Consider the following 21,607-nt stretch of genomic DNA (forward strand, 5'->3'; position numbering starts at 1 on the left):
TCAGAATAATAATTTGCGTAATTTGATCTGAGCCTCGTGTAAAAACACAGATTGAGAACTTCACCTAGAACCTCGTCCTTCCATTCAGCTAACATTCATCTTCAGTCGATATGATGAAGTTGTAGTCACTCACAGGACGCTAACCGAGTGACCCTCAACCAACAGAGGTATTTAGATGGGAAGAATGTTTAAAGCGCTGATTATCGTTCCTATTTTGGTGATTCGTGTACCTGCTTACGCAGAGCAACTCGACGTAAAAACACCCGAAATTAGCCAGAGCATTTCATATCAGCAGCCACAAGCAAGTCACGAAGCGAGCCTTTCAGAGCTGTTTTCTATTCCTTCATTCCGTGCCCAAGCCATCGCACAACCACATGCCGATTTAACCAAGCTTTATGCCGCAGCCCCAGCTGCTCAGGCAGAACTAGAACAACTTGCCAGCGACATTGCCAAACAAAGTAACGGCAACGTGTTATCCGCTGGATTGAAAGGACTGGATCGCGCAACCGAAAAGGTCGATAAAGAACTCGATGGTGATGTATCACGCCTCACTGACATCGTTCGAATCACCGTGGAAACGGACTCAATAGAAGATTTGAATATCGCTTATGAGCAATTAGCTGCGTCAGCGAAAACAATGGAAGTCATCAATCGTTTCCATACTCCTCGCCCATCTGGATATCGAGATATTAAAGTCTTGGTGGCTTTGCCAGAAAGCAAACTGATTGCTGAAGTTCAACTTCACTTAAAAGCCATTTCTGCGGTTAAAAATGGTAAGGAGCATGAGAACTACGAGCAGATACAAACCATCGAGCGCAATGCGACGTTGAATGCTCGTGATTTGAGCCAATATGAAGTGGCAAAAATTGAAAAGCTACGAAAAGAGTCTCGTGCCTTGTATGACCATGCATGGCAAGGTTATGAACCGTACGGTATTGCCATTTAGTGCATTTCAAAAACTATAAGGGCGCACTCTGCGCCCTTATTTTTTTGCATGTTAATGCTTTACGCTTTCTACAGTCGAAATCACTGCTTCCTATTCCGTGCTTTCAGCGCTAAGGCTAAACTCCGTCACTGTCACTTGCTCACCAACCATTTCAACAAAACTTTGAGCTGGAATACTTTTCCACTCATGTCTGTCTAGCTCAAACGGCTCAGATGCAAGTACAACACCGCTGTCGACGCTTTTATAAAACATGGTTGGTGGCGTACCGAACGAGGCGTAACGCAAAGCCCAGTATTGATGACCATCGCTGATACACAATGCCGCCTTGAAAGGCTGATCATTAATGCCCTTATTGCCCATCTCTACTTCAATCATGCTAATCACTCGTCTTAATGCCAATTTGGGGTTTTGCTCTAACCCGTGCTGCATTAAAAGGAGGAATATCAGCTCGCTATCTGTTGTACCTTTACGCTTTAAATAACAAGGCTCATCGAGTTGTCGCTCAAGTTGATACCGAACTCTTTCGAACTCTGGGATTTGCCCATTGTGCATAAAGAGCCAATTTTTTACGTTGAACGGATGGCAATTCTCTCGAGATGTATTTGCGCCAGTCGATGCTCTAACATGCGCCATGAATCGGTGTGAACGAGTATGTTCTGCGAGAGACCGTAAGTTAGCATCAGACCAAGCGGGAAGCACTTCGCGATAAAGCGCAGGCGTTGGCTTTTCGCCGTACCAAGCCGCACCAAAACCGTCAGCGTTTACTGCTGTCACCGCTTTTGACGCTTCCATGCTTTGCATCACCAACGAATGATTAGGCTGATGTAGCATTTCATCCAGAAAACACGGTTTACCTTGGTACGCCAGCCATCTACACACGACAATTACTCCTTGATTATCATATCAGTAGTATGACGCAATCTCGGTTTATTGCAGTGCGACGTGCCACAAAAGCACGAAACGCGGCTCAGCCAGGATGACCATCAACGCGCGCTTTCAACAGCATCGGTCCAAAGCACATCACAAAGCCACCGAATGCAACGGCCCATCCTATTCCCGCTACAATGACCCATGTTTGCAAATACTCAGGCCAAAGTATCGCACCCACCACCCGCACTAACGTGGCGAACACCAATGCCAAATACGCGAATCTGAACTTGGGTCCTTTATAAATCGCACGACCTGTATGACCCATGCTCACCCGAGCAATCATTGCCAGTATGACACCAGCTAAAGCCCCCATAGCGAACAGATGAATCAAGGAGTGGGAAATCCAAGGGTTGCTGACAAAAATGGCCTTTGCAATTAAGCCGACAGGAAGCGCCAAATAAAACAAATGCAGTGACCACACTAAAGGCTCACCCATCGACTTCAACCCCTGCCAACGATAAAGACGATAAGCCTGCGCTAAACCAGCGATACCCATCAACACAGCACTGACCAATACAGGAAGCAAAGGGAAGAAGCTCATTATCGCCAACAGCAGCAGTGGAAGGATCGCCACAACATCGAGCCACAACATCGGTTTTGGCGGCTCAAGTTGAAAACGCTTCGCAGTGAAAAATGGGATCACTCGACCACCCATCACAGAGATCAATATCATGAACCACCACAACATCGCCTGCCACAATGCACTGGATGAAAACGGCGGCATACCTTTGACTGTGGCGTAGCTTGCCAAATTAGCGCTTGCAGCCACAAGTAACATAGGAATAAAGAACAGGTTACGCCAACGCTTAGTGACGATTACTCGATAACCCACTTCCCAGCCCGTCATTGCAAGGAATGCGGTATCCACAATCGCTATCACTGACAAAGGCGTATCAGTCCAAAACAGGATTCTCGCTGCTAACCAAAGCATGACAATAAACGCGAGCTTGACTCCCGACGTGCCTTTTACGCCCGTCCACGTTTGTACTGCTGTCAGTAAAAAGCCGGCAACAACGGCCATCGCGACACCAAACAACATCTCATGAGCATGCCACCACATAGTCGGAACACTTAGTGGTGATGGACTGCCGCTCGTAAATAGCCACACCCATACCGCGATGGAAAACACAGCGTAAATACCTGATACAAGAAAGAAGGGTCTAAAACCGAGACGAAGGACGGGTGGAATCTGTTCTTCTTTTTGTTTATCGACGATATTGAGCATCATAGCATTCACCTAAAAGATGGAATCTTAAAACATGCATTATTTTTACATGTTTAAGGTGAATTGAAAAGAAGACTCTGGATGTAACTGACGAATCGTCGATCCAACCAGAAAAATTTCATATGTCGGAAAACAAAAAAGCCAGCAGATGCTGGCTTTTGGAAGTGAGAGTACGTTTAGTTATCTGACTTAGGATCAAGCGCATCTTGCAGCGCATCACCCAAAAAGTTAAATGCCATCACAGTCACCAATATTGCAATACCTGGGTAAATGGCCAAACCCGGAGACTGCCAAATAACCTCCTGAGCATTTTGCAGCATATTGCCCCAAGAAGGCATTGGTGGCTGAATGCCAAGCCCTAGGAACGACAATGCACTTTCCAGCAATATTACCCCACCCAATGCCATCGTGGTCGCAATGATCACGGGTGACAGAACGTTTGGAAGTACGTGGCGGCGAATAATACGCCATGGTGATGCACCATAGCCCACAGCGGCTTTTACATAGTCGCGCTCTCGAAGCGACAGCGTACCCGAGCGAACCAAACGCGCGGTGGTTGGCCAACCAAACAAAGCCACAATAACGATGATGCGAATGAAGCTTGCATTCTCGCCTTGCGCCCAGCTTTCAGGCAAACCGAGTTTACTCAAATCTACAGCTGCCATGACGATCATCAGAGGCAGTGTAGGCAGAGACAGCGTGAAATCAGCAATACGCATTAATACCGCATCCAACTTTCCGCCGAAGTAACCTGCAAACACACCTACCAATGTACCCAGAACCGCGGTCATGAGTGCTGCAACCGCGCCCACAGACAACGACACTTGACCGCCGTAAAGCAAGCGAAGGAAGACATCTCGCCCAAGTTCATCAGCACCCAACCAGTGCGTGTCACTCGCGGGTTCAAAACGCGCAAAGAAGTCTACTTCAAATGGGTCATGCCCAAACCAACTCGCAAGCAGTGGCGCACTAAAGCAAAGAATGGCGAATAGCAGAATAAATACACCACTGACCAGACCGGCTTTGTGCTTACAAAAGCGATGCCACACTAAAACCCATGGTGAAGATGCTTGGCGCTTTGGCGCTGCTACCGGAGCAGCATTTGTCATGTCTTGTGTCATGCTGAAGCTCCTTTTGTCAGACTGATTCGTGGGTCCAATTTCGCGTAAGCAATATCTGCCAACAAATTACCCAATAGCGCGGTAAAGGTAATCACCATCAAACCAAGCAATGCAAGATTGTAGTCATTGCCCATGATGGCATCGAAGATTAGCTTGCCCATTCCCGGCCATGCGAACACGGTTTCGGTGATAAGTGCACCCGACAACAAAAAGCCAATATCCAACGCGATAATGGTGACCAAAGGGATCATGGCGTTACGCAACGCATGACGGAAAATAACACGCGTTCTTGACGCCCCTTTTGCTACCGCAGTTCGAATGTAGTCCTGACGCATCACCTCTAGCATGGTGCCACGAACGTAACGAGAATGGCTTGCCACGTTCAATACGGTCAGCGAAATAACAGGAAGAATAAGGTGTTTAATTTCAATCCAAAAACCGCCACCTTCCGCTTCTCCGGTTCCGCCTGCTGGTAACCAACCTAGTGTCACAGAGAATACGAGGATCAGCATCAAAGCCAACCAAAACGCTGGCGTTGAAAAGCCAACAAACGCACCAAAACTGATGACGTAATCCGCCCAAGTGCGGTGTTTCAATGCTGCGATGACACCAACAGGTATCGCGATAACCAGTGAAAGAACCGTCGCAATACCAACCAGTTTCACGGTGTTCCAAACCGCCGGAATGAGAACATCTTCTGCGGGTTGATAATACAAACGAGAGTAACCGAAATCCCCCTGCACCGCTGCCACCAGCCAGTTCCAATACCGTTGAACCAACGGCTGATCCAAACCTTGCAGTGCTTTAAGCATGGCAACATCTTCCGCTGTCATGTTCGGATCAGACGTTGCCATTAAATCAATCGGGTCTCCAGGCATCAGACCAATAAGTGCGTAAGAAACAAATGAGACCAAAAACAGAACAAATACGCTTTGTAATGCCCGGCCAATAACGAACTGCATCATACCGTGGCCTCCTTGCAATCAAACTTTTTTGCATCTATCACTTCACTCGGAAAGTGACACGCAACAATGTGTTTGCTGTCTCCGCCGTATAGCGACGCGATAGGTGCTTCCGTTTTGCACTTGTCTGTCGCTTTCGCACAGCGAGGGTGAAACGCACAACCACTAGGTGGATCGATTGGGCTTGGCACATCACCTTGCAGTGATAAGCCTTTGCGTCGTTTTCCTCTGCCCACTTCTGGTACTGCCGCTAATAAGGCTTGGCTGTAAGGGTGAGCGGGATTAGCAAAAAATGCATCGCGCGGCGCTTGCTCAACAATCTGGCCTAAGTACATCACCACAATGGTATCGGCAAGATAATCGACCACCGCCATGTCATGGCTAATGAAGAAAAAAGAAAGGTTTCGTTCGCGCTGCAATTCTGCAAACAAGTTGAGGACTTGGCTTTGCACTGATACATCGAGCGCTGAAAGAGGCTCATCCGCGATAATCAATTGAGGCTCAAGTACCAATGCACGAGCAATACAAATGCGCTGACGTTGACCACCAGAGAACTCATGCGGGTAACGATCTAAAGCATCTTCGCTGAGCCCTACCGCGATGAGAGCATCAATGACCTTTGCCTTACGTGATGCCTTGTCTCCAACGTTATAAACCTCAAGCGGTTCGCCCACCAGTTCAGAAACAGGTAAGCGAGGGTTTAGTGCTGAGTATGGGTCTTGAAACACCAAACCTAGCTTACGTCGAAGCGCTTTGAGGTCGTCGCCTTTTAGATCTGCGGTTTTAATACCGGCTAACTCTACGGTCCCTTCCACAGGGTGTTCGAGTAACGCCACCATGCGCCCTAGCGTTGATTTTCCGCAACCAGACTCACCAACAATTGCAATGGTTTCCCCTTCATCTAATGAAAGGGAAATCTTATTTACGGCTTTCAACTCTTGCGCAGGTTTCCCAAACCACCCTTTTTGTCCAATGGGGTAGCGCTGACAGACATTGTCTAGTTTTAATAATGTCATAGGTCCGTCCTTAGATATGGTGACACGCAACGGTGTGCACGGCATTAAGTTCAACCGTTTCAGGCATGGTAGATACACACGTTGGCGTTGCTTTACCGCAGCGATCTGCAAACGGGCATCCATTGCCTCGCAGATCAAGAGGTGGCACTGCTCCAGGAATCGCTGGCAACACATCACGTGCTCCACCAATTTTAGGTAACGTTGCCAATAAGCCTTGGGTATACGGGTGTTGCGGGTTTGCAAATAGCTCTTCAGCTGTCGCTTGTTCTACAATACGCCCTGCATACATCACGATAACGCGCTCTGCGAGCTGCGAAACAACGCCCAAGTTGTGGCTGATGAACTGAACCGCTGTACCTGTGGTATCGCGCAGTTCTTCGAGCAAATCGAGAACCTGCGCTTGTACCGTCACATCCAATGCCGTTGTCGGTTCATCGGCGATGATCAGCTCCGGTTCACATGCCAGTGCCATGGCAATCATTACACGCTGTCGCATCCCACCGGAGAGTTCATGTGGGTAGGCTTTTGCGCGTCGAACCGGATCAGGGATATGCACCCTTTCCAGCATTTCTATCGCACGTTCTTTTGATTCGGCTTGATTACTACCACGGTGAAGCTCAAACATTTCCGCGATTTGATCGCCGACAGTCACAACAGGATTCAGCGCTGTCATCGGCTCTTGGAAAATCATGGCGATGCCTTCACCGCGTACTTTTTGCCAATCCGCATCACTGTTGTTGAGAAGGTTTTCACCACGGAAAACCACCTCACCACTGGCTTTCATGACATTGGGTTGAAGCCCCATCAAAGTAAGTGCAGCAAGGCTCTTACCACAACCTGACTCTCCCACAACACCAAGAATCTCGCCTTTCTTAATATGAAAGCTGATATCGTTAACCGCTGGGTAGCCTTTAAAGGCTACCCGCAGACGACGAACATCCAATATCGTCTGTTCCATTGACGGCTCCTACTTCTTAGTGGTGTACCACTCTTCAACCCAGTTAGTTGACGGGTACATGTGGCCCGTCGGCGTCACACCTTCTAGCCATTTCGGCATCACAAAGCTATCTGCTCGGAAATACAATGGCAGCGCCGGCAAATCTTCCGCGTAAATGTTCTGAATCTCATGGAAGATCTTCTTACGCTTTTCAGTATCCAGTTCCGCTTCAACTTTGTTCAGCAGTTCATCCATCGCTGGGTTCTTGTAGCCAATGTAGTTTTGGCCAGACCAACCGTTATCTTCAGTCGGAATGTTGGTTGAAAGCAAGGTTGTACGTGGTGGGCTTTCTGGTGATGAATACCAAGCAAACATTGCAAGGCCTTTGTGCTTACGTTTGTTCAACGTTTCACCAAAGTAGACGCGTGCTGGCTGGTTATTAATGTTCACCTTCACACCAATCTGTTTCCACTGTGATTGCAGCACTTGCTGTACCAACTCACGAGTCTTGTTGCCCGCCGTTGTCATCAGTTCAATTTGGAGTTCATTACCATCGCCATCAACCATGACACCGTTCTTCAGGGTATAGCCCGCATCAACAAGCAATTGCTTGGCTTTTTCTGGGTTGTATTCGTAACGCTTAACATCAGCAAAGAACGTCGTATCACGCGGGCTCACGTTGGTATCGGCAACAGGCTGTTTGCCCGCAAACAATTTATCAACTAGCTGTTGGCGATTTGCGCCGTAAAGCAGCGCTTGACGCACTTCTTTTTTAGCAAGATGCGGGTTGTCCATTGTTGTGTCTAGGTGCTCGTAAAGCAGACCCGGCTCATAGTGAACGTTGAATTTATTGCCGTGGCGTTTTTCTAGTTGAAGCACTTGATCAAGAGAAAGGCCAAGTTCGCCCGGTAAATAGTCAACTGAACCAGAAAGTAAGTGGGCTTCAAGCGCCGACGTATTTTCAACTGCTTTAAAGATAAGCTCATCAATGACGGGGGATTTACCTTTCCAGTGCGGGTTTTGTTCTGCAGTAATAAAGCTGCCCGGATTTACTTTGGCGATGACAAATGGGCCGTAGTAAAGACCGGGATTCGTAGGCTCTGTCGCGTACTTGGTCGTTTTCGAGTAGCTGGTTGGGTCACTCTCATATAGCTCGCCTTCCACGTGGGCAGGCATCGGCGTTGGGATGAAGGTATTGTACTTAAACGTAATCTTGTTCAGGTACACTTCGAAATTTTTGTCATCAAGCAGAACCAGTTTTTCCATGGTTTTTGCTTCTTGCAAACCCGGATTTCCAACACGCTCGTCCGTTTCAATGTCGTAACCCAGCTTAATGTCTTTACTGGTGACTGGAACGCCATCGCCCCAGAAAAGATCGTCAGGAATTGTGACGGTCATTTTGATGCCTTCACTTCCATCATCTAGCTTTATACGTTCCGCTAGACCATTTTCAAAACTTGGCACTTCCACACAGGCGTTACATTGTAACAGCCAGTCTTTACCATAAATGACGGTGCCGCGATGCGCCGTGCTAAGAATATAAGAAGCTGCAACGTTTGATACGAGAATAGGGTGCAAGCCTTCAGGGTATTGAGACATACCGATTTTCAGGGTTTCAGCGCTTGCTGATGCAGCCGAAAGCGCAAGAGGTGCTGCCATCGCCAATGCGAGGATTGTTTTCTTCATTTTATCAGTTCCTTTGTATGCAGCTGGGGAAATTCCGTTACCCAAATATCATGCGCAATTAAGGTGGTTTCATTAGCCCCAAAACTAAATGCAGTTGAAAATTGCGCATATGCCTTCAATGTTAAACATATGTTTCGATTATTGTCGACTGCACATTGTTTACAATTCATGCAGAAAGAACAAATAAATCACGAAAATGCCCGAACAGGTCGCATTTAAACATTTTTAACAATTTAAATACTTACAGCTCAATTGGTTACACCAATAAACATTAAGCATCACAATGGCAATGCTAATTTTATGGGTAATCATGCGGTATGTTTATGAAGGGAGAGCATGTGAGGGTAGCGACACATACAGATGGTCGCTTACAAGCCCTTAAATTGTCTAGGGTTAACGTGAGATCCGCACAATCCCTCGACGACCCAAACCATAGCCCACAGTGAATAGTTAGGCACTAATAGATTGAGAAGTGGACGACGTATTCCGCGACCTCAAGATGGCAGGCTATCGTCGACGGGAGTTAAAACGGGACGATAGCGTGTGGTTTAAACATCCAGAGTTGGCATGGCAGCCGGTTTTTCGCCTTTAACCACCACACGATGAAGTTTACGTGGCTTATCACCATAATCCGTGACAGCGAAATGTTGGGTGCAGCGGTTATCCCAAATAGCGACACTCCCTGCTTCCCAGGTAAATCGAACCTGAAACGCCTCCTCACGACTCAGAGAAAATAGTGAAGACAGCAAATTATCCCCGTCTTTGCCGTTTTTTTCACTGAGAGCGTTTATTTCTACACATTCCAAATCGAGGTTATCAATGTACTGGCAAAACTGTTCGTTAATGTAAAGACTGGGGTGATCTGTTTCTGGATGACGAACGACCAATGGGTGTTGTACCCCATTCATTTTGCCAGCTATCTGCGCAACTTTACTTTCGCCCTTCGCGTTGGTTTTATCAAACCGACTACCGGCAAAACCGTGAACAGCATGAGTTGCCGTTAGTCCCTGCAAAGATTGTTTCATTGCGTTAGGTAAGGATTGATATACCGCTTCCATTGACGTCCAAATTGTATCCCCTCCCTCATCAGGAAGATGTTGAGCGCAAAGCACTGAGCATTTTGGCGGCGCTTTTTGCCATGTCATGTCCGTATGCCAATAGCTCTTCCCTGGCGGATTACCCGGCGTCGTTTCAATCACACTCACTTGTGGGAAGCCATCAACATGGGGGAAAAATGGATGCGGCGCTTCCAACTCGCCAAACCGACGAGCAAGTGCGAGTTGTTCATCAGGAGAAAGATACTGATCTCTGAAAAACACCACTTTGTCGTTCAAAAATGCCTGATATATCTGTGCAAAATCGTCGTCGCTGCACGATGCAAGCGCGACACCATCAATGATGGCGCCAATATGGGGAGTGAGTGGCGTGATTGTTAGCATCTGTCCTTCCAAATGATTGAGCAGGTTGTCGACGTATTAGAACGGGCAAAGCGTCTTTATCGTTCATCATACACCTTAGCAACTCAACAAAACGTCAGTGTGCTCCTTAGATCAACCCATCACACAATATTATAAGTCGTTGGACGCCAAATCCCCCACTCGTTGGCATAGGGTGCTATCGACCTATTTTCCTTTCCTCCGCAAGATTTCTCTTTTGATTTGCGGTAACATCGCCTCGTCTTTCAAACCCTTGGATACCAACGTGGCACACACCAACGAACCGACATTCTTCTTCTTTGATTATGAAACTTTTGGCATCAGTCCAGCACTTGATCGCCCCTGCCAATTTGCAGGAGTAAGGACAGACAAAGACTTCAATATCATTGGTGAACCCTTGGTGATCTACTGTCAGCCACCGAATGACTACCTTCCTCAACCTGAAGCGTGTCTAATCACGGGGATAACACCACAAACAGCGGTAAGTCGAGGCCTTCCTGAACCAGAGTTCATTGCGAAGATCCATGAGCAGTTTTCTCAGCCAGGAACTTGCTCCGTTGGCTATAACAATATCCGGTTTGATGATGAAGTTTCTCGTTATACCTTGTATCGCAACTTCTTTGACCCGTATGGCTGGAGCTGGCAAAACGGGAATTCAAGATGGGATCTCTTAGATGCCATGCGCGCAGCATATGCGCTTCGTCCAGACGGTATTGAGTGGCCCGAGAACCAAGAGGGGTTTACCAGCTTTAAACTGGAACACTTGTCGGTCGCTAATGGTATTGAACACGCCAATGCGCATGACGCGATGGCAGACGTGATTGCCACTATCGAAATGGCGAAAAAATTCAAGCAAGCCCAGCCTCGCTTATTTGATTACCTATATACGCACCGCAATAAGAACAAGCTGACCGCACTAATTGATATTGTTGCCATGAAACCATTGGTTCATGTATCTGGCATGTTCGGCACAGAGCGCGGTAACACAAGCTGGGTTGTGCCTGTTGCTTGGCACCCAGACAACAAGAATGCGGTTATTGCTGTCGATTTAGCGTTAGACCCTACCCCTTTATTTGATCTCGATGCCGATGCCCTGCGCGAGCGTCTTTACACCAAACGCGCTGACCTCGCCCATGATGAACTTCCAGCCCCTATAAAGCTCATTCATATCAATAAATGCCCAGTGCTTGCTGAAGCTAAGACCTTGCGACCTGAAGATGCAGAAAGGCTAGGTATCGATCGTCAGTTCTGCTTGGAAAATCTCAAAAAACTTCAAGCCCATCCAGAGGTTCGAGAGAAACTGGTCGCGCTATATGCGGAGAAGCCAGAATATGCGACCTCCAATAATGTAGACGCCGAGTTATACAATGGCTTTTTCTCACCGTCTGATCGCTCTACCATGGATATCATTCGTCAAACTAAGCCTGAAAACCTTGCCGCGCTTGATATTAAAGTGTCAGACCAACGTATTAAGCCATTGTTATTCCGTTATCGTGCTCGAAACTTCTCATGGACGCTAACCGATAGCGAACAGAAAAACTGGCACCTTCATCGTCGTGATTATTTCGAAACTCACTTGCCCGAATATATGACGCGGTTAGAAGATCTGGTGGAAGAACATCAAAGCGATGAAAAAAAATTGTCCATCCTTAAGTCCGTTTATCATTACGTTGAATCGCTTGTATCTTAGTGTTTATCACTGACTTTCCCTAAATACCGTGTGATGTGCGCTATACACCCCTGAATAAACAGGGGTGTTACGGTTGAAATTCTGTGATTTGAGTCCACACTTTTCTTATAAGAGATAGTGATATGGATGATTAAATGGTCACGAAAGTTAACAGTCGATGCTACCGATTTTCTGACGTCGATTTCGAGCCTGAAAGCCGCTCCTTGTATTGGCAAGACAGCTCTGTGACAACACTCACCTATGAAGAATGTCGGTTGCTGGAAATGCTTTGTTATCATGCGGGGGAGGTGCTATCTGCTCGCGTGCTCTATGCATCCACTTCTCTGCCTGATTCTTCATTTTCTCAGCATCAAAGCAGTCTGTGCTCACTGCTATCTAAGTCATATCGACAAGGCGAAAAAGCACTTCCGTTAGATGTGGTTGGTGATCATGGTTATCGCGTCTCTTTGCCTCAAAAGACCTACCAACGCCAGGCGATGCCTGCGCCGGATCCATCCGTGCCAGATCCGCTCGATGTTCACATTGACGAACCTGTGATTGATAACATCGGTACCAATCGTCACATTCTTCCTATTATCGCTGTCACATTGATATCGCTCTTAACGGTGGCCGCTGCATTTGCCTACTTTATGTAACACGAACACATTTGCCTAACTAATGTGCAATAGTGGGAATAACCTCGCATTGAACAAGATTTTCATAGCCAGCTCAGTTTAAAATAGCATTACGTTCAACCTTGCTGGCTTTTCTCCGTGAAACATCTTCTTGGCTTTGTCCTCATTGCCGTTTACTACCTGATTGGTAGTTTGTTGACTCAGCTGTTACATCTTCCCATACCCAGCAGCATCGTAAGTATGCTGTTACTTTTTGTGAGCCTCACAACAGGTATAGTACCCGCTCGCTGGGTTAAAGATTCCTGTACATTGCTCATCACCATCATGCCGCTGTTTTTCATTCCAGCCAGCATGGGATTAATGAACCATTTCCATTTGCTCATCAGCGATTCAATTCCACTACTCAGTGCCACAGCACTAAGCTCACTGTTGGTGTTCGTTATTGTGGCAAAACTCGTTGATAGATCTCAGGGGAGCGAAGAATGATTTGGTTGTTCGCTACATTAGTCACGTATTTTATTGCCCGTCAGGTTGCGCTGAAGTTACGCCATCCCGTCTTTAATCCGATGCTGCTCAGTATGTTGGTATTAATGCCATTACTGGTATTCACGGACAATACCTATGAAACCTATTTTGACCAAAATGCCATCATAAACTTTATGCTCGGCCCAGCAGTGATCGCTCTGGCTTATCCTCTCTACGAACAAATGCACGTGATTCGACGCCAATGGAAAATCATATTGATAGCTTGTACAGGTGCAAGTGTTCTATCAATGATTCTTGGATCCGTTATCGCTCTTCTAGCTGGCGGCGATTTACAAATTGCGGCGTCTGTCTTGCCCAAGTCGATTTCTACGCCCTTTGCATTAAGTACGGCTGAAAGTATTGGCGGCATACCCGCGGTTACTGCCGCTCTGGTGGTTATTGCAGGTCTACTCGGGGCACTGTTCGCTTACCCACTTTTAAACGCCATGAAGATCAAATCACCGTTGGCGCGTGGATTATCAATTGGCGCAGTATCTCACGCAATTGGAACGGCAAAAGCAGCAGAGACAAACTATCAGGAAGGTGCGTTCAGTTCGTTAGCATTGGTTATTTGCGGCATTATCAGTGCAATACTTGCCCCATTTATCTTCCATATCGTTGAGTTATTTGTTAATTGCAACGCAATCACGACTTGCTTCAAATGAAATCGAATTCATGTGAGGTCACCTATATTTATGAAACATGAGATATGATTGCACTGACTTAGTGATTTTGATCACGTTTATTATCCAGCGTTTGCCCGTAGAATACTCAGCCATACCATTGCCTTTGGAGCAAACATGCGAGTTAGCATTCAACAAGCCATTTCAGCGCTTTCGTCGCCACTGAAAGAAGCCATAGAAACGCTGTGCGCTTCTCCAGAATTTGATGCGACTATTAGCGCACAAGAATACGATAACTTGCTTGAAATCACAGGCTTGTCAGATCAAGACCTGCGCGTTGCATTACTGCCTTTGGCAGCAGCCTATTCTGTTGCACCCATCTCTAAATTTTATGTCGGTGCTATTGCTCGTGGCGAATCAGGCAAGCTCTACTTTGGTGCAAACATGGAGTTTGAAGGCGTTCAATTGAGCCAAGCTGTTCATGCAGAGCAATCAGCCATTAGTCATGCATGGTTAAAAGGCGAAACGGCACTAAAAGACATCACAATTAACTACAGCCCTTGTGGTCACTGCCGCCAGTTTATGAACGAAATTAACGGCGCTGATAAGCTCAACATTCAACTGCCCAACCGTGATGCCAAATTGCTGCATGAATATTTGCCTGAGCCATTTGGGCCAGCAGACCTCGGTATCGAACAGCCTCTGCTTGCGCCGGTTGATCACGGTTTAACTATCAGTGAAGACGAGCCACTTGTACAAGCTGCCGTCGCGGCAACCAATCGTAGCCATGCCCCCTACTCACACAATTTGAGTGGTGCAGCAATTCGAGACATCAACGGCAACGTATATTCTGGCATGTATGCTGAAAATGCGGCATTCAATCCAAGCCTTCCACCACTTCAAGTTGCTCTCATTGCGATGAACTTGGCTGACGTTAAATTGGAGGACATCCAAGAGGTTGTTCTGGTTGAAAAAGCCCGTGCTGTTGTTAGCCATCTGCAAGATACACAAGCTATTCTTGAAGCACTAAACCCAGACATTCCGTTGGGTTATTTGGCGATTTAGCGCTAATAACGCACATTTGTCGTCCAAAAAAGAAAAACGCCAGCAAACACTGGCGTTTTCGTTATACCCCGCGTTAAAAGTTAGCTACTATCACGTCACTTTTTCTAAATTCTGAACACGCATGAGCCAACCTCACAACCCCATTATTGGCGCTTCTTGGATGCTTACCGCTGGCGTTTGCTTCGCGATGGTCAATAGTCTAGCCCAATATGTTAGCTTCAAGATGCAACTGCCTTCTACGACGGTCGCCTTTATCCAATACTTCATTGCGCTTGTTGCGATGATCCCTTGGCTGCGTAGCATGGGAATTCGTGAAGCATTAAAAACCGACCATCTCGGCATGCACTGTTTACGCGTGTTCTTCTCAGTCATTGGGATACAACTTTGGTTGTGGGCGCTTGCCTACCCCGTACCGATTTGGCAAGGTATCGCGCTGCTAATGACATCCCCCTTGTTCGCCACCATAGGCTCAGGTTTATTTCTGGGTGAACGTGTTGGCCCTGCCCGTTGGATAGCTACGTTAAGCGGGTTTATCGGCGCAATGATCATTCTTGAGCCATGGTCTGATGATTTTAACTTGGCGACACTATTACCCATTGGGGCTGCATTCTTCTGGGCGACATACTCCTTGATGGTGAAAAAGTTATCTCATGCAGATTCACCAACAACCATGGTGGTTTATCTCCTTCTGCTTATTACCCCGTTCAACATTGTTTTGGCGATCCCCGAATGGACGCTGCCAACAGGTAACACAGCTTGGCTCATGCTTCTCGGGGCTGGCTTACTAACTGCCATTGCGCAATGGGCCATAGCCAAAGCCTATGCGGCGGCAGATGCGTCATTTGTGCAGCCTTTTGATAACGCAAAACTGCCACTCAACGTGCTATTTGGTTTCTTAGTGTTTGGCTGGGTACCGCCAGGTCGTTTGTGGTTGGGTGCTGCCATTATTGTCGCTGCCGTGTTTTTCATTACACATTGGGAAACTCGCAAACCAAGAACGGCTTAAGCCGCTAGAACTCTCGTATACAAACGGCCACTTTTAGTGGCCGTTTGTTTCAGTACGCCCATACTCAATCAGAATCATAGCAACCAATAACGGACCAACCGCCAAAGCAAACGCTTGCGCAAACGTTTGCTTAAGGTAAAATCACCAGCAGTTAATTGCATTGTTGGAAGATAATCATGTTTGGAACTGCTACTCGTCCGGGCGCAACGCGTGTTTTGCTATTAGGCTCTGGTGAATTAGGTAAGGAAGTGGCCATCGAATGCCAACGTCTTGGCATTGAAGTCATCGCTTGTGATCGCTACGCTGATGCACCCGCGATGCAAGTCGCACATCGCAGCCATGTCGTCGATATGCTTGATGGTGATGCGCTCGCCGCGATCATTGCACAAGAAAAACCTGACTTTGTTGTCCCAGAAATCGAGGCGATTGCAACAGACCGCCTTGTTGAGCTAGAAAAAGAGGGGCTCAATGTTATCCCTACCGCACGCGCTACCCAACTCACCATGAACCGTGAGGGCATCCGCCGCTTAGCTGCAGAAGACCTTGGTGTCGCCACATCACCTTATGCATTTGCCGATACATTTGAAGCATTCAGCAGTGCAGTCGAATCTGTGGGTAAACCCTGTGTGATTAAGCCGGTGATGAGCTCCTCTGGCAAAGGCCAAAGTGTGATTAAAACCGATGCTGACATTGAGGCATCTTGGGCATACGCTCAAGAAGGTGGGCGTGCAGGTGCCGGACGCGTCATCATCGAAGGCTTTGTCGAGTTTGATTACGAAATTACCCTGCTTACCATTAGCGCGATTGATGGCATTCATTTCTGCGCACCAATTGGACATCGCCAAGAAGACGGTGACTATCGCGAATCATGGCAACCACAAGTAATGAGTGATAAAGCGCGTGCTGCCGCGGAAGACGTTGCCAGAAAAGTGGTGGGGGCATTAGGCGGCTATGGTTTGTTCGGCGTCGAGCTATTTGTTAAAGGTGACGAAGTGCTGTTCAGTGAGGTTTCCCCTCGCCCACACGATACCGGTATGGTGACATTGATTTCTCAGGATTTGTCAGAATTCGCCCTTCATGTTCGCGCTTTTGTAGGACTACCCATCAACAACATTAGGCAGTTCGGCCCTTCCGCATCCGCAGTGATTTTAGGCCAAGGCACGTCAAACAACATAGGATTTACGGGTCTAACACAAGCGCTGCGCCACCAAGATTCGCAAGTTCGTTTGTTTGGTAAACCTGACATTGATGGTCAACGCCGCCTTGGCGTTGCGCTAGCACGTGACAACACGATTGATGCTGCGATAAGCAAAGCAGTCGCTGTAGCCTCTGCCGTAAAAGTTGAGCTGTAGTTTCTCTATTACTTCAATCTACAACCGCCGTAATCAAACACGCCACCTTAATGGGTGGCGTGTTTATTGAGCCCGTACAATTAACGGAGCGGTAACCTGGCTTACTCTGACTCGATAAGCCAGACTTCTTCCACAAAATGACTCGCCGCTTTACCCTTTGGTGGCCGATCGCTGTTTTCATCACGATCAAGGCAAGTGATCTTGTAGCCATCAAACAACGAATGCACTTCATCGCCAGTCACACTAAATGGAGGGCCATCCATTTGATCCTGAGGATAATCCAAGGTAACCAATAAAATACGCCCACCCGGCTTCAACAAAGAAAGCAAACGAGCCACATAACGCTGACGAAGGTTACCTGGCATAGCAATCAGTGCTGCACGGTCATAGATCAGTGGATACTGAGCCAATGGCGCAGAGAAATAGTCTCCACTGTAGATGGAGACTTCATCAAATTGATACAGCTTCATCATTGGGCTGATTGCGGTCACCAAGGGGGTATATAAATGCTCAGAGAAAAACGCACGAACAGCGATCTCACTTAGCTCAACACCAACAACATCATCATGCTTGCTCGCAAGCCAGCTTAGGTCGACCGACTTACCGCACATCGGCACGAATACCGCCTCATGACGCTGAGGATGAAGAGCTTGCCAATGCTTTAATAAAGAAGGGTTTGTCTCTGTGAGGTGAAAGCCAATTCGATTCTCTGCCCAGCGATTATGCCAAAATTCCTGATCCATCTTCAGCTCTCTAGAAAAATACTTACAGTGGCCTCTATCATATACCCAAACAACATGGTTTTGTTGGCCGACGAACTGCATCCTCAAGGTATGACTCAACAAAACATATACAATAAAACTCGTATATCCGAGCACGCCATGTAAGTTTCAAAGGATCAATACGCCCATATTCGTGATCAGCGTCTCGATGTTTTCTCATTCCCTATTGTTTTTTGTGTAAATAATAACTACTGTATAGGCATACAGTATTGGATAAACATACAGGAATTTGAGATGAAACACTCGTATGCAACTCCCCATTCAGTACCTCATCAGTCGCTTTCACGCCCAGTCGTGCGTGAGCATTATGCTCGTCTTGCTGCCGGTGCAAAAAGCTATCGTCATACTGGTTCAAATACCTTTTCTCAGGAAGGTAATTCAAATGGGGGATTGGTTTCGGTCAACGTTTACCAAAACAATATGAGTGAATTGGCTTACTTGCTTCGAGTCTTAAAGTCATTTAGTGAAAGCCAAAAATGGATTACCTTGATTGCCCCGCCGTCTCGTTTTTGTTTGTCTCTTTTTCAACAGGCGGGTATTCAGACATCTCAAATCCGTATTGCAAGGCCTACTTCAACACATGATGCAATTGCATTGATGAAGAAAGCGATGGCATCAGATACTTCGTCTGCCGTGATTGCTTTTGGTGAGTATGAAGATTTTAATGACACCGTTTTGCAACAACAGTGCATAACGTCAGGCGAAGAAAATACTCAAGCCCAAGGCTTTGTCATCAATGGATTTTCTGAACGCCTGCACTGATCCAATGGTTATAAACAACAAACACTGCCTCGCGACAATCAGCTATCAACGATTCTGATTGTCGCGAAACCTTTATGAATTAGACCTGCACCTCTACATTCTTTGATTCATCAATCGCATCCATTATTTTCAAATCCCATTTCTGAACAAATGACCCATAGATTTTGTTAACTATACTCAGCCACTTCACTCTTTCACTTCTTAGATTGATAGCATGGGCAGTTATTTTGGGTAATAAGTTAGATTTAAAGGCGCTCACTGCGCTCGTCATTGGTTCAATGATTGGTGCGGGAGTATTTAGCTTGCCGCAAAACATGGCAGCCATCGCTAGTCCTGCCGCCGTGACACTTGGTTGGGCGATTACGGGTTTTGGCATGGTCTGTCTCGCACTGACGTTTCAAGAATTGACCATGAACAAACCCGACATTACTGGCGGTGTATTTGGATATGCTCAGGCAGGGTTTGGCGATCTTTGTGGGTTCTTTTCTGCATGGGGTTATTGGCTAAGTGCTGCCGTCGCGAATGTCTCTTACCTCGTTATCGTTTTTAGCACATTGGGTTTGTTCTTCGACACGAGCTCAATGACGCTGTTTGGCAATGGAAATACCCTTCTATCTGTTGGGTTATCATCCATTCTGATCTGGCTCGTCCACGCATTGGTAATGCGTGGCGTCCAAACTGCAGCCATCGTCAACTATGTCACTACCATCGCTAAACTTATCCCTATCATCATCTTCATTGTCGCTGCGTTATTTGCTTTCAAATGGCACACCTTTACCTTCGATTTTAGCGGTGTGACTATCGCCAACGAACCCAGCCTGTTTGATCAGGTAAAACAAACCATGCTGATCACTGTGTGGGTATTTATTGGCGTTGAAGGCGCTGTCGTGGTCTCGAGCCGAGCACAGAATCGTAAAGATGTTGGTCGAGCAACTATTCTGGGGCTATTAACCTGCCTATTCTTATACGTGTCAGTCACTTTGCTTGCAATGGGGGTAGTTTCAACGCCTGAACTTGCGAAATACCCTAACCCATCAACAGCGAAAATTCTCGAGGCATTAATTGGTAAGGCGGGTGTTGTCATCATTGGTACAGGTTTAATTATTTCGGTCTGTGGCGCCTACCTAAGTTGGACTCTGCTGGCGACAGAGACACCTTATACGGCGGCAAAAGATGGCATGTTTCCAAAATGCTTTGCGAAAACCAATAGCAACGGTGCGCCCACACATTCGCTCTGGCTAACCAGTTCGGTGGTGCAACTGTGTTTAATTTTTATGTATCTCATTGGAGGAGGTTATGACGACCTTCTCACTGTTGCATCGGAAATGATTTTGGTGCCGTATTTATTGGTGGGAGCTTATCTTCTTAAATTATCGCGTGTCGAACTGAGCACCACACGAGTAAGGATGATCGCAACACTAGCGACACTTTATGGCATTTGGTTACTTTACGCCTCTGGGTTCCACCACCTGCTTCTAGCAACGCTCTTGTATCTTCCCGGCATTGCATTTTATCTGTTTGCGAAGCACGAAAGCGGCGAGCCTGCATTCAAAGGAAGGAACAAGTTCATTCTTATTGGTGTTGTGATTGCAGGCATTGTTGCCGTTTATCTGATTGCCAACGGAGTGAAACTTTAAGGCGGGATATACCATTGAAACGCCGTTTTTCACCCCTACTCACAATCATCATCAAATGAGCAAACCTACGCAAATAAACGGCGAGGTAATTAGCTAGGTATTTGGCAAACAAACTTCACAGCTAAAACTGAACCTGAAGGACATCACGCTCTTCTTCCAGCTGTGTGATTTGAACATGAGTTTTACGACGAATTTTATCCAACTCACTCTCATCAAGTGCGTAAGGTAGCATGATGTTCAGCGCTTCAATGTGCTGTTTCTTTGCCTCTTCAATCAAGGTGATCAGATTAGAAACATCACTGTACAAAGAAGAGAGTGAATGGCTAACAGCGGATGCAAACGCCTCACTTGGAAAGGCACAGTTAGTATTCTCTGGCTCAATTGCGCCACGACGACGCCAGCGTGATACTTGCACCATTAGGGCTTGAGAAAAAGTCCAGCTCTCGCGGCTAGACTCACAGAGAAAGTGAGTGTAATCAAAGTTGATTACGCCACTCAGATGACTCTCCGTTCCACCAACATATCCTGTCATAGCAAATCCTGCTGCTTTATTTTCAATCCAATTCGCATCCAAATGCTAACTACACCCAAGCAACCTGAAGATGTAGGCTTGCTTGGTATAACCCTCATTGGTTTAATAAACAGGTGTATTAAACAAACTAGGCACATTCAAATTACCACTCACTATATGTATTTTTCGAGAGTAATCTCGCAAATAAACGAGAAGTTTGGGCTTGATCAGCGATTCATTGTTCATAAACAAAAACACCATCATTAACGGCTACAGCACGTTAACAGTGGTGTAATTTTTAGCGAAAATTGCCTACAAAAAAACCAGCTCGAAAGCTGGTCCAAAACTTTATGAAGCGGTGGAGAAATTAAAGCGCTTTGTAAAGCACCTTGCTACCCACTTGTAGGCGTTCAACCACACCCTCTTCTGCCAGTTTCTTCAATGCCGCGCTCGCCCATGAAGCCGCTTTCGCTTCTTCCTGGCCAGCCGCTAGACCGATTCCTTTAGGATTAAGACCTTCAGCATTTTGACGGACAATATCCAGAACCTGCTGTTGTTTCGGAGTCAGAGAAGTACTCGCCACAACTTTAGGTGCTGTTTCAGTTTTTGGCTCAATAGCCGGTTTTGCCGCTACAACGGCTTTCGCTGGCTTTTCTTTTTTCAAAGACGCCACTGAAGCTGATTTCACTGCTTTAATGTGTTTTTGAAGTTTGCCTTGAACTTTACGTTTATGAGAGATCTTCATTAAATCGTCCTACTCCGATGCACTGCGTTAAGCATC

21 protein-coding genes are annotated in these 21,607 nt (G+C 46.7%); 10 read left to right on the forward strand and 11 right to left on the reverse strand.

Annotated features, from left to right (window positions below; genetic code table 11):
- Positions 1–175 precede the first annotated feature (175 nt).
- Positions 176–946 carry a nucleotidyltransferase family protein gene (locus LRP50_RS16395; RefSeq protein WP_274165544.1) on the forward strand — a complete coding sequence of 257 codons (771 nt, stop codon included), beginning with the start codon at positions 176–178 and terminating at the stop codon, positions 944–946.
- Positions 947–1,036: 90 nt separating this feature from the next.
- Here LRP50_RS16395 and LRP50_RS16400 read toward each other — a convergent pair whose 3' ends face one another.
- From LRP50_RS16400 to LRP50_RS16435, 8 genes are all read right to left on the reverse strand, one after another.
- Positions 1,037–1,825, reverse strand: coding sequence for a class II glutamine amidotransferase (locus LRP50_RS16400; RefSeq protein WP_274165545.1), 789 nt, complete (start codon positions 1,823–1,825; stop codon positions 1,037–1,039).
- A gap of 88 nt (positions 1,826–1,913) precedes the next feature.
- Positions 1,914–3,101 carry an NnrS family protein gene (locus LRP50_RS16405; protein WP_274165631.1) on the reverse strand — a complete coding sequence of 396 codons (1,188 nt, stop codon included), beginning with the start codon at positions 3,099–3,101 and terminating at the stop codon, positions 1,914–1,916.
- A gap of 176 nt (positions 3,102–3,277) precedes the next feature.
- Complete coding sequence (locus tag LRP50_RS16410) at positions 3,278–4,222, reverse strand: ABC transporter permease (RefSeq protein WP_274165546.1); 945 nt, start codon at positions 4,220–4,222, stop codon at positions 3,278–3,280.
- On the reverse strand, positions 4,219–5,187 hold the full coding sequence (locus LRP50_RS16415; protein ID WP_274165547.1) for an ABC transporter permease: 969 nt from the start codon (positions 5,185–5,187) through the stop codon (positions 4,219–4,221). The genes LRP50_RS16410 and LRP50_RS16415 overlap by 4 nt, the downstream gene beginning before the upstream one ends.
- The gene (locus tag LRP50_RS16420) at positions 5,184–6,200 is read right to left on the reverse strand and encodes an ABC transporter ATP-binding protein (RefSeq protein ID WP_274165548.1); all 1,017 of its coding nucleotides are present in this window, start codon (positions 6,198–6,200) and stop codon (positions 5,184–5,186) included. The genes LRP50_RS16415 and LRP50_RS16420 overlap by 4 nt, the downstream gene beginning before the upstream one ends.
- A 10-nt stretch (positions 6,201–6,210) precedes the next feature.
- Positions 6,211–7,158: an ABC transporter ATP-binding protein gene (locus LRP50_RS16425; protein WP_274165549.1), complete on the reverse strand. Its 948-nt coding sequence runs from the start codon at positions 7,156–7,158 to the stop codon at positions 6,211–6,213.
- 9 nt (positions 7,159–7,167) lie between these two features.
- Positions 7,168–8,823: a peptide ABC transporter substrate-binding protein gene (locus tag LRP50_RS16430; RefSeq protein WP_274165550.1), complete on the reverse strand. Its 1,656-nt coding sequence runs from the start codon at positions 8,821–8,823 to the stop codon at positions 7,168–7,170.
- A gap of 548 nt (positions 8,824–9,371) precedes the next feature.
- Entirely contained in the window at positions 9,372–10,262 is an 891-nt protein-coding gene (locus LRP50_RS16435; RefSeq protein ID WP_274165551.1) for a TauD/TfdA dioxygenase family protein, read from the reverse strand.
- 262 nt (positions 10,263–10,524) lie between these two features.
- On the opposite strand from LRP50_RS16435, the gene sbcB reads away from it, so the two are divergent.
- The 7 genes from sbcB to purT all read left to right on the forward strand — a co-directional run bounded on the left by sbcB (position 10,525) and on the right by purT (position 17,134).
- Complete coding sequence (gene sbcB, locus LRP50_RS16440; RefSeq protein WP_274165552.1) at positions 10,525–11,949, forward strand: exodeoxyribonuclease I; 1,425 nt, start codon at positions 10,525–10,527, stop codon at positions 11,947–11,949.
- A 134-nt stretch (positions 11,950–12,083) separates the two neighbouring features.
- Positions 12,084–12,584: a hypothetical protein gene (locus LRP50_RS16445; RefSeq protein WP_274165553.1), complete on the forward strand. Its 501-nt coding sequence runs from the start codon at positions 12,084–12,086 to the stop codon at positions 12,582–12,584.
- 117 nt (positions 12,585–12,701) lie between these two features.
- Positions 12,702–13,049: a CidA/LrgA family protein gene (locus LRP50_RS16450; protein WP_274165554.1), complete on the forward strand. Its 348-nt coding sequence runs from the start codon at positions 12,702–12,704 to the stop codon at positions 13,047–13,049.
- Positions 13,049–13,753, forward strand: a complete 705-nt coding sequence (locus tag LRP50_RS16455) for a CidB/LrgB family autolysis modulator (RefSeq protein WP_420791233.1) — start codon at positions 13,049–13,051, stop codon at positions 13,751–13,753. Before LRP50_RS16450 ends, LRP50_RS16455 begins: the two co-directional genes overlap by 1 nt.
- A gap of 135 nt (positions 13,754–13,888) precedes the next feature.
- Positions 13,889–14,776: a cytidine deaminase gene (gene cdd, locus LRP50_RS16460; RefSeq protein WP_274165556.1), complete on the forward strand. Its 888-nt coding sequence runs from the start codon at positions 13,889–13,891 to the stop codon at positions 14,774–14,776.
- Positions 14,777–14,897: 121 nt separating this feature from the next.
- A complete protein-coding gene (locus LRP50_RS16465) occupies positions 14,898–15,782 on the forward strand; it encodes a DMT family transporter (RefSeq protein ID WP_274165557.1) in 885 nt (294 codons plus the stop codon).
- A 176-nt stretch (positions 15,783–15,958) separates the two neighbouring features.
- Positions 15,959–17,134, forward strand: coding sequence for a formate-dependent phosphoribosylglycinamide formyltransferase (purT, locus tag LRP50_RS16470; RefSeq protein WP_274165558.1), 1,176 nt, complete (start codon positions 15,959–15,961; stop codon positions 17,132–17,134).
- Positions 17,135–17,235: 101 nt separating this feature from the next.
- On the opposite strand, the gene LRP50_RS16475 is transcribed toward purT, so the two are convergent.
- Positions 17,236–17,877, reverse strand: coding sequence for a thiopurine S-methyltransferase (locus LRP50_RS16475; protein ID WP_274165559.1), 642 nt, complete (start codon positions 17,875–17,877; stop codon positions 17,236–17,238).
- 273 nt (positions 17,878–18,150) lie between these two features.
- Between LRP50_RS16475 and LRP50_RS16480 the strand changes: the two genes are divergently transcribed.
- Positions 18,151–18,678, forward strand: coding sequence for a SulA-like leucine-rich domain-containing protein (locus LRP50_RS16480; protein WP_274165560.1), 528 nt, complete (start codon positions 18,151–18,153; stop codon positions 18,676–18,678).
- Positions 18,679–18,905: 227 nt separating this feature from the next.
- Positions 18,906–20,315 carry a basic amino acid/polyamine antiporter gene (locus LRP50_RS16485; protein WP_274165561.1) on the forward strand — a complete coding sequence of 470 codons (1,410 nt, stop codon included), beginning with the start codon at positions 18,906–18,908 and terminating at the stop codon, positions 20,313–20,315.
- Positions 20,316–20,436: 121 nt separating this feature from the next.
- Here the strand turns inward: LRP50_RS16485 and LRP50_RS16490 are convergent, their stop codons facing one another.
- Both LRP50_RS16490 and LRP50_RS16495 read right to left on the reverse strand, forming a co-directional pair.
- Entirely contained in the window at positions 20,437–20,847 is a 411-nt protein-coding gene (locus LRP50_RS16490) for a hypothetical protein (protein WP_274165562.1), read from the reverse strand.
- 346 nt (positions 20,848–21,193) lie between these two features.
- Positions 21,194–21,571: a MarR family transcriptional regulator gene (locus tag LRP50_RS16495; protein ID WP_274165563.1), complete on the reverse strand. Its 378-nt coding sequence runs from the start codon at positions 21,569–21,571 to the stop codon at positions 21,194–21,196.
- Positions 21,572–21,607: the final 36 nt, after the last annotated feature.

Source organism: Enterovibrio gelatinilyticus, from assembly GCF_028683095.1.
In the GTDB taxonomy this organism is placed as follows: domain Bacteria; phylum Pseudomonadota; class Gammaproteobacteria; order Enterobacterales; family Vibrionaceae; genus Enterovibrio; species Enterovibrio gelatinilyticus.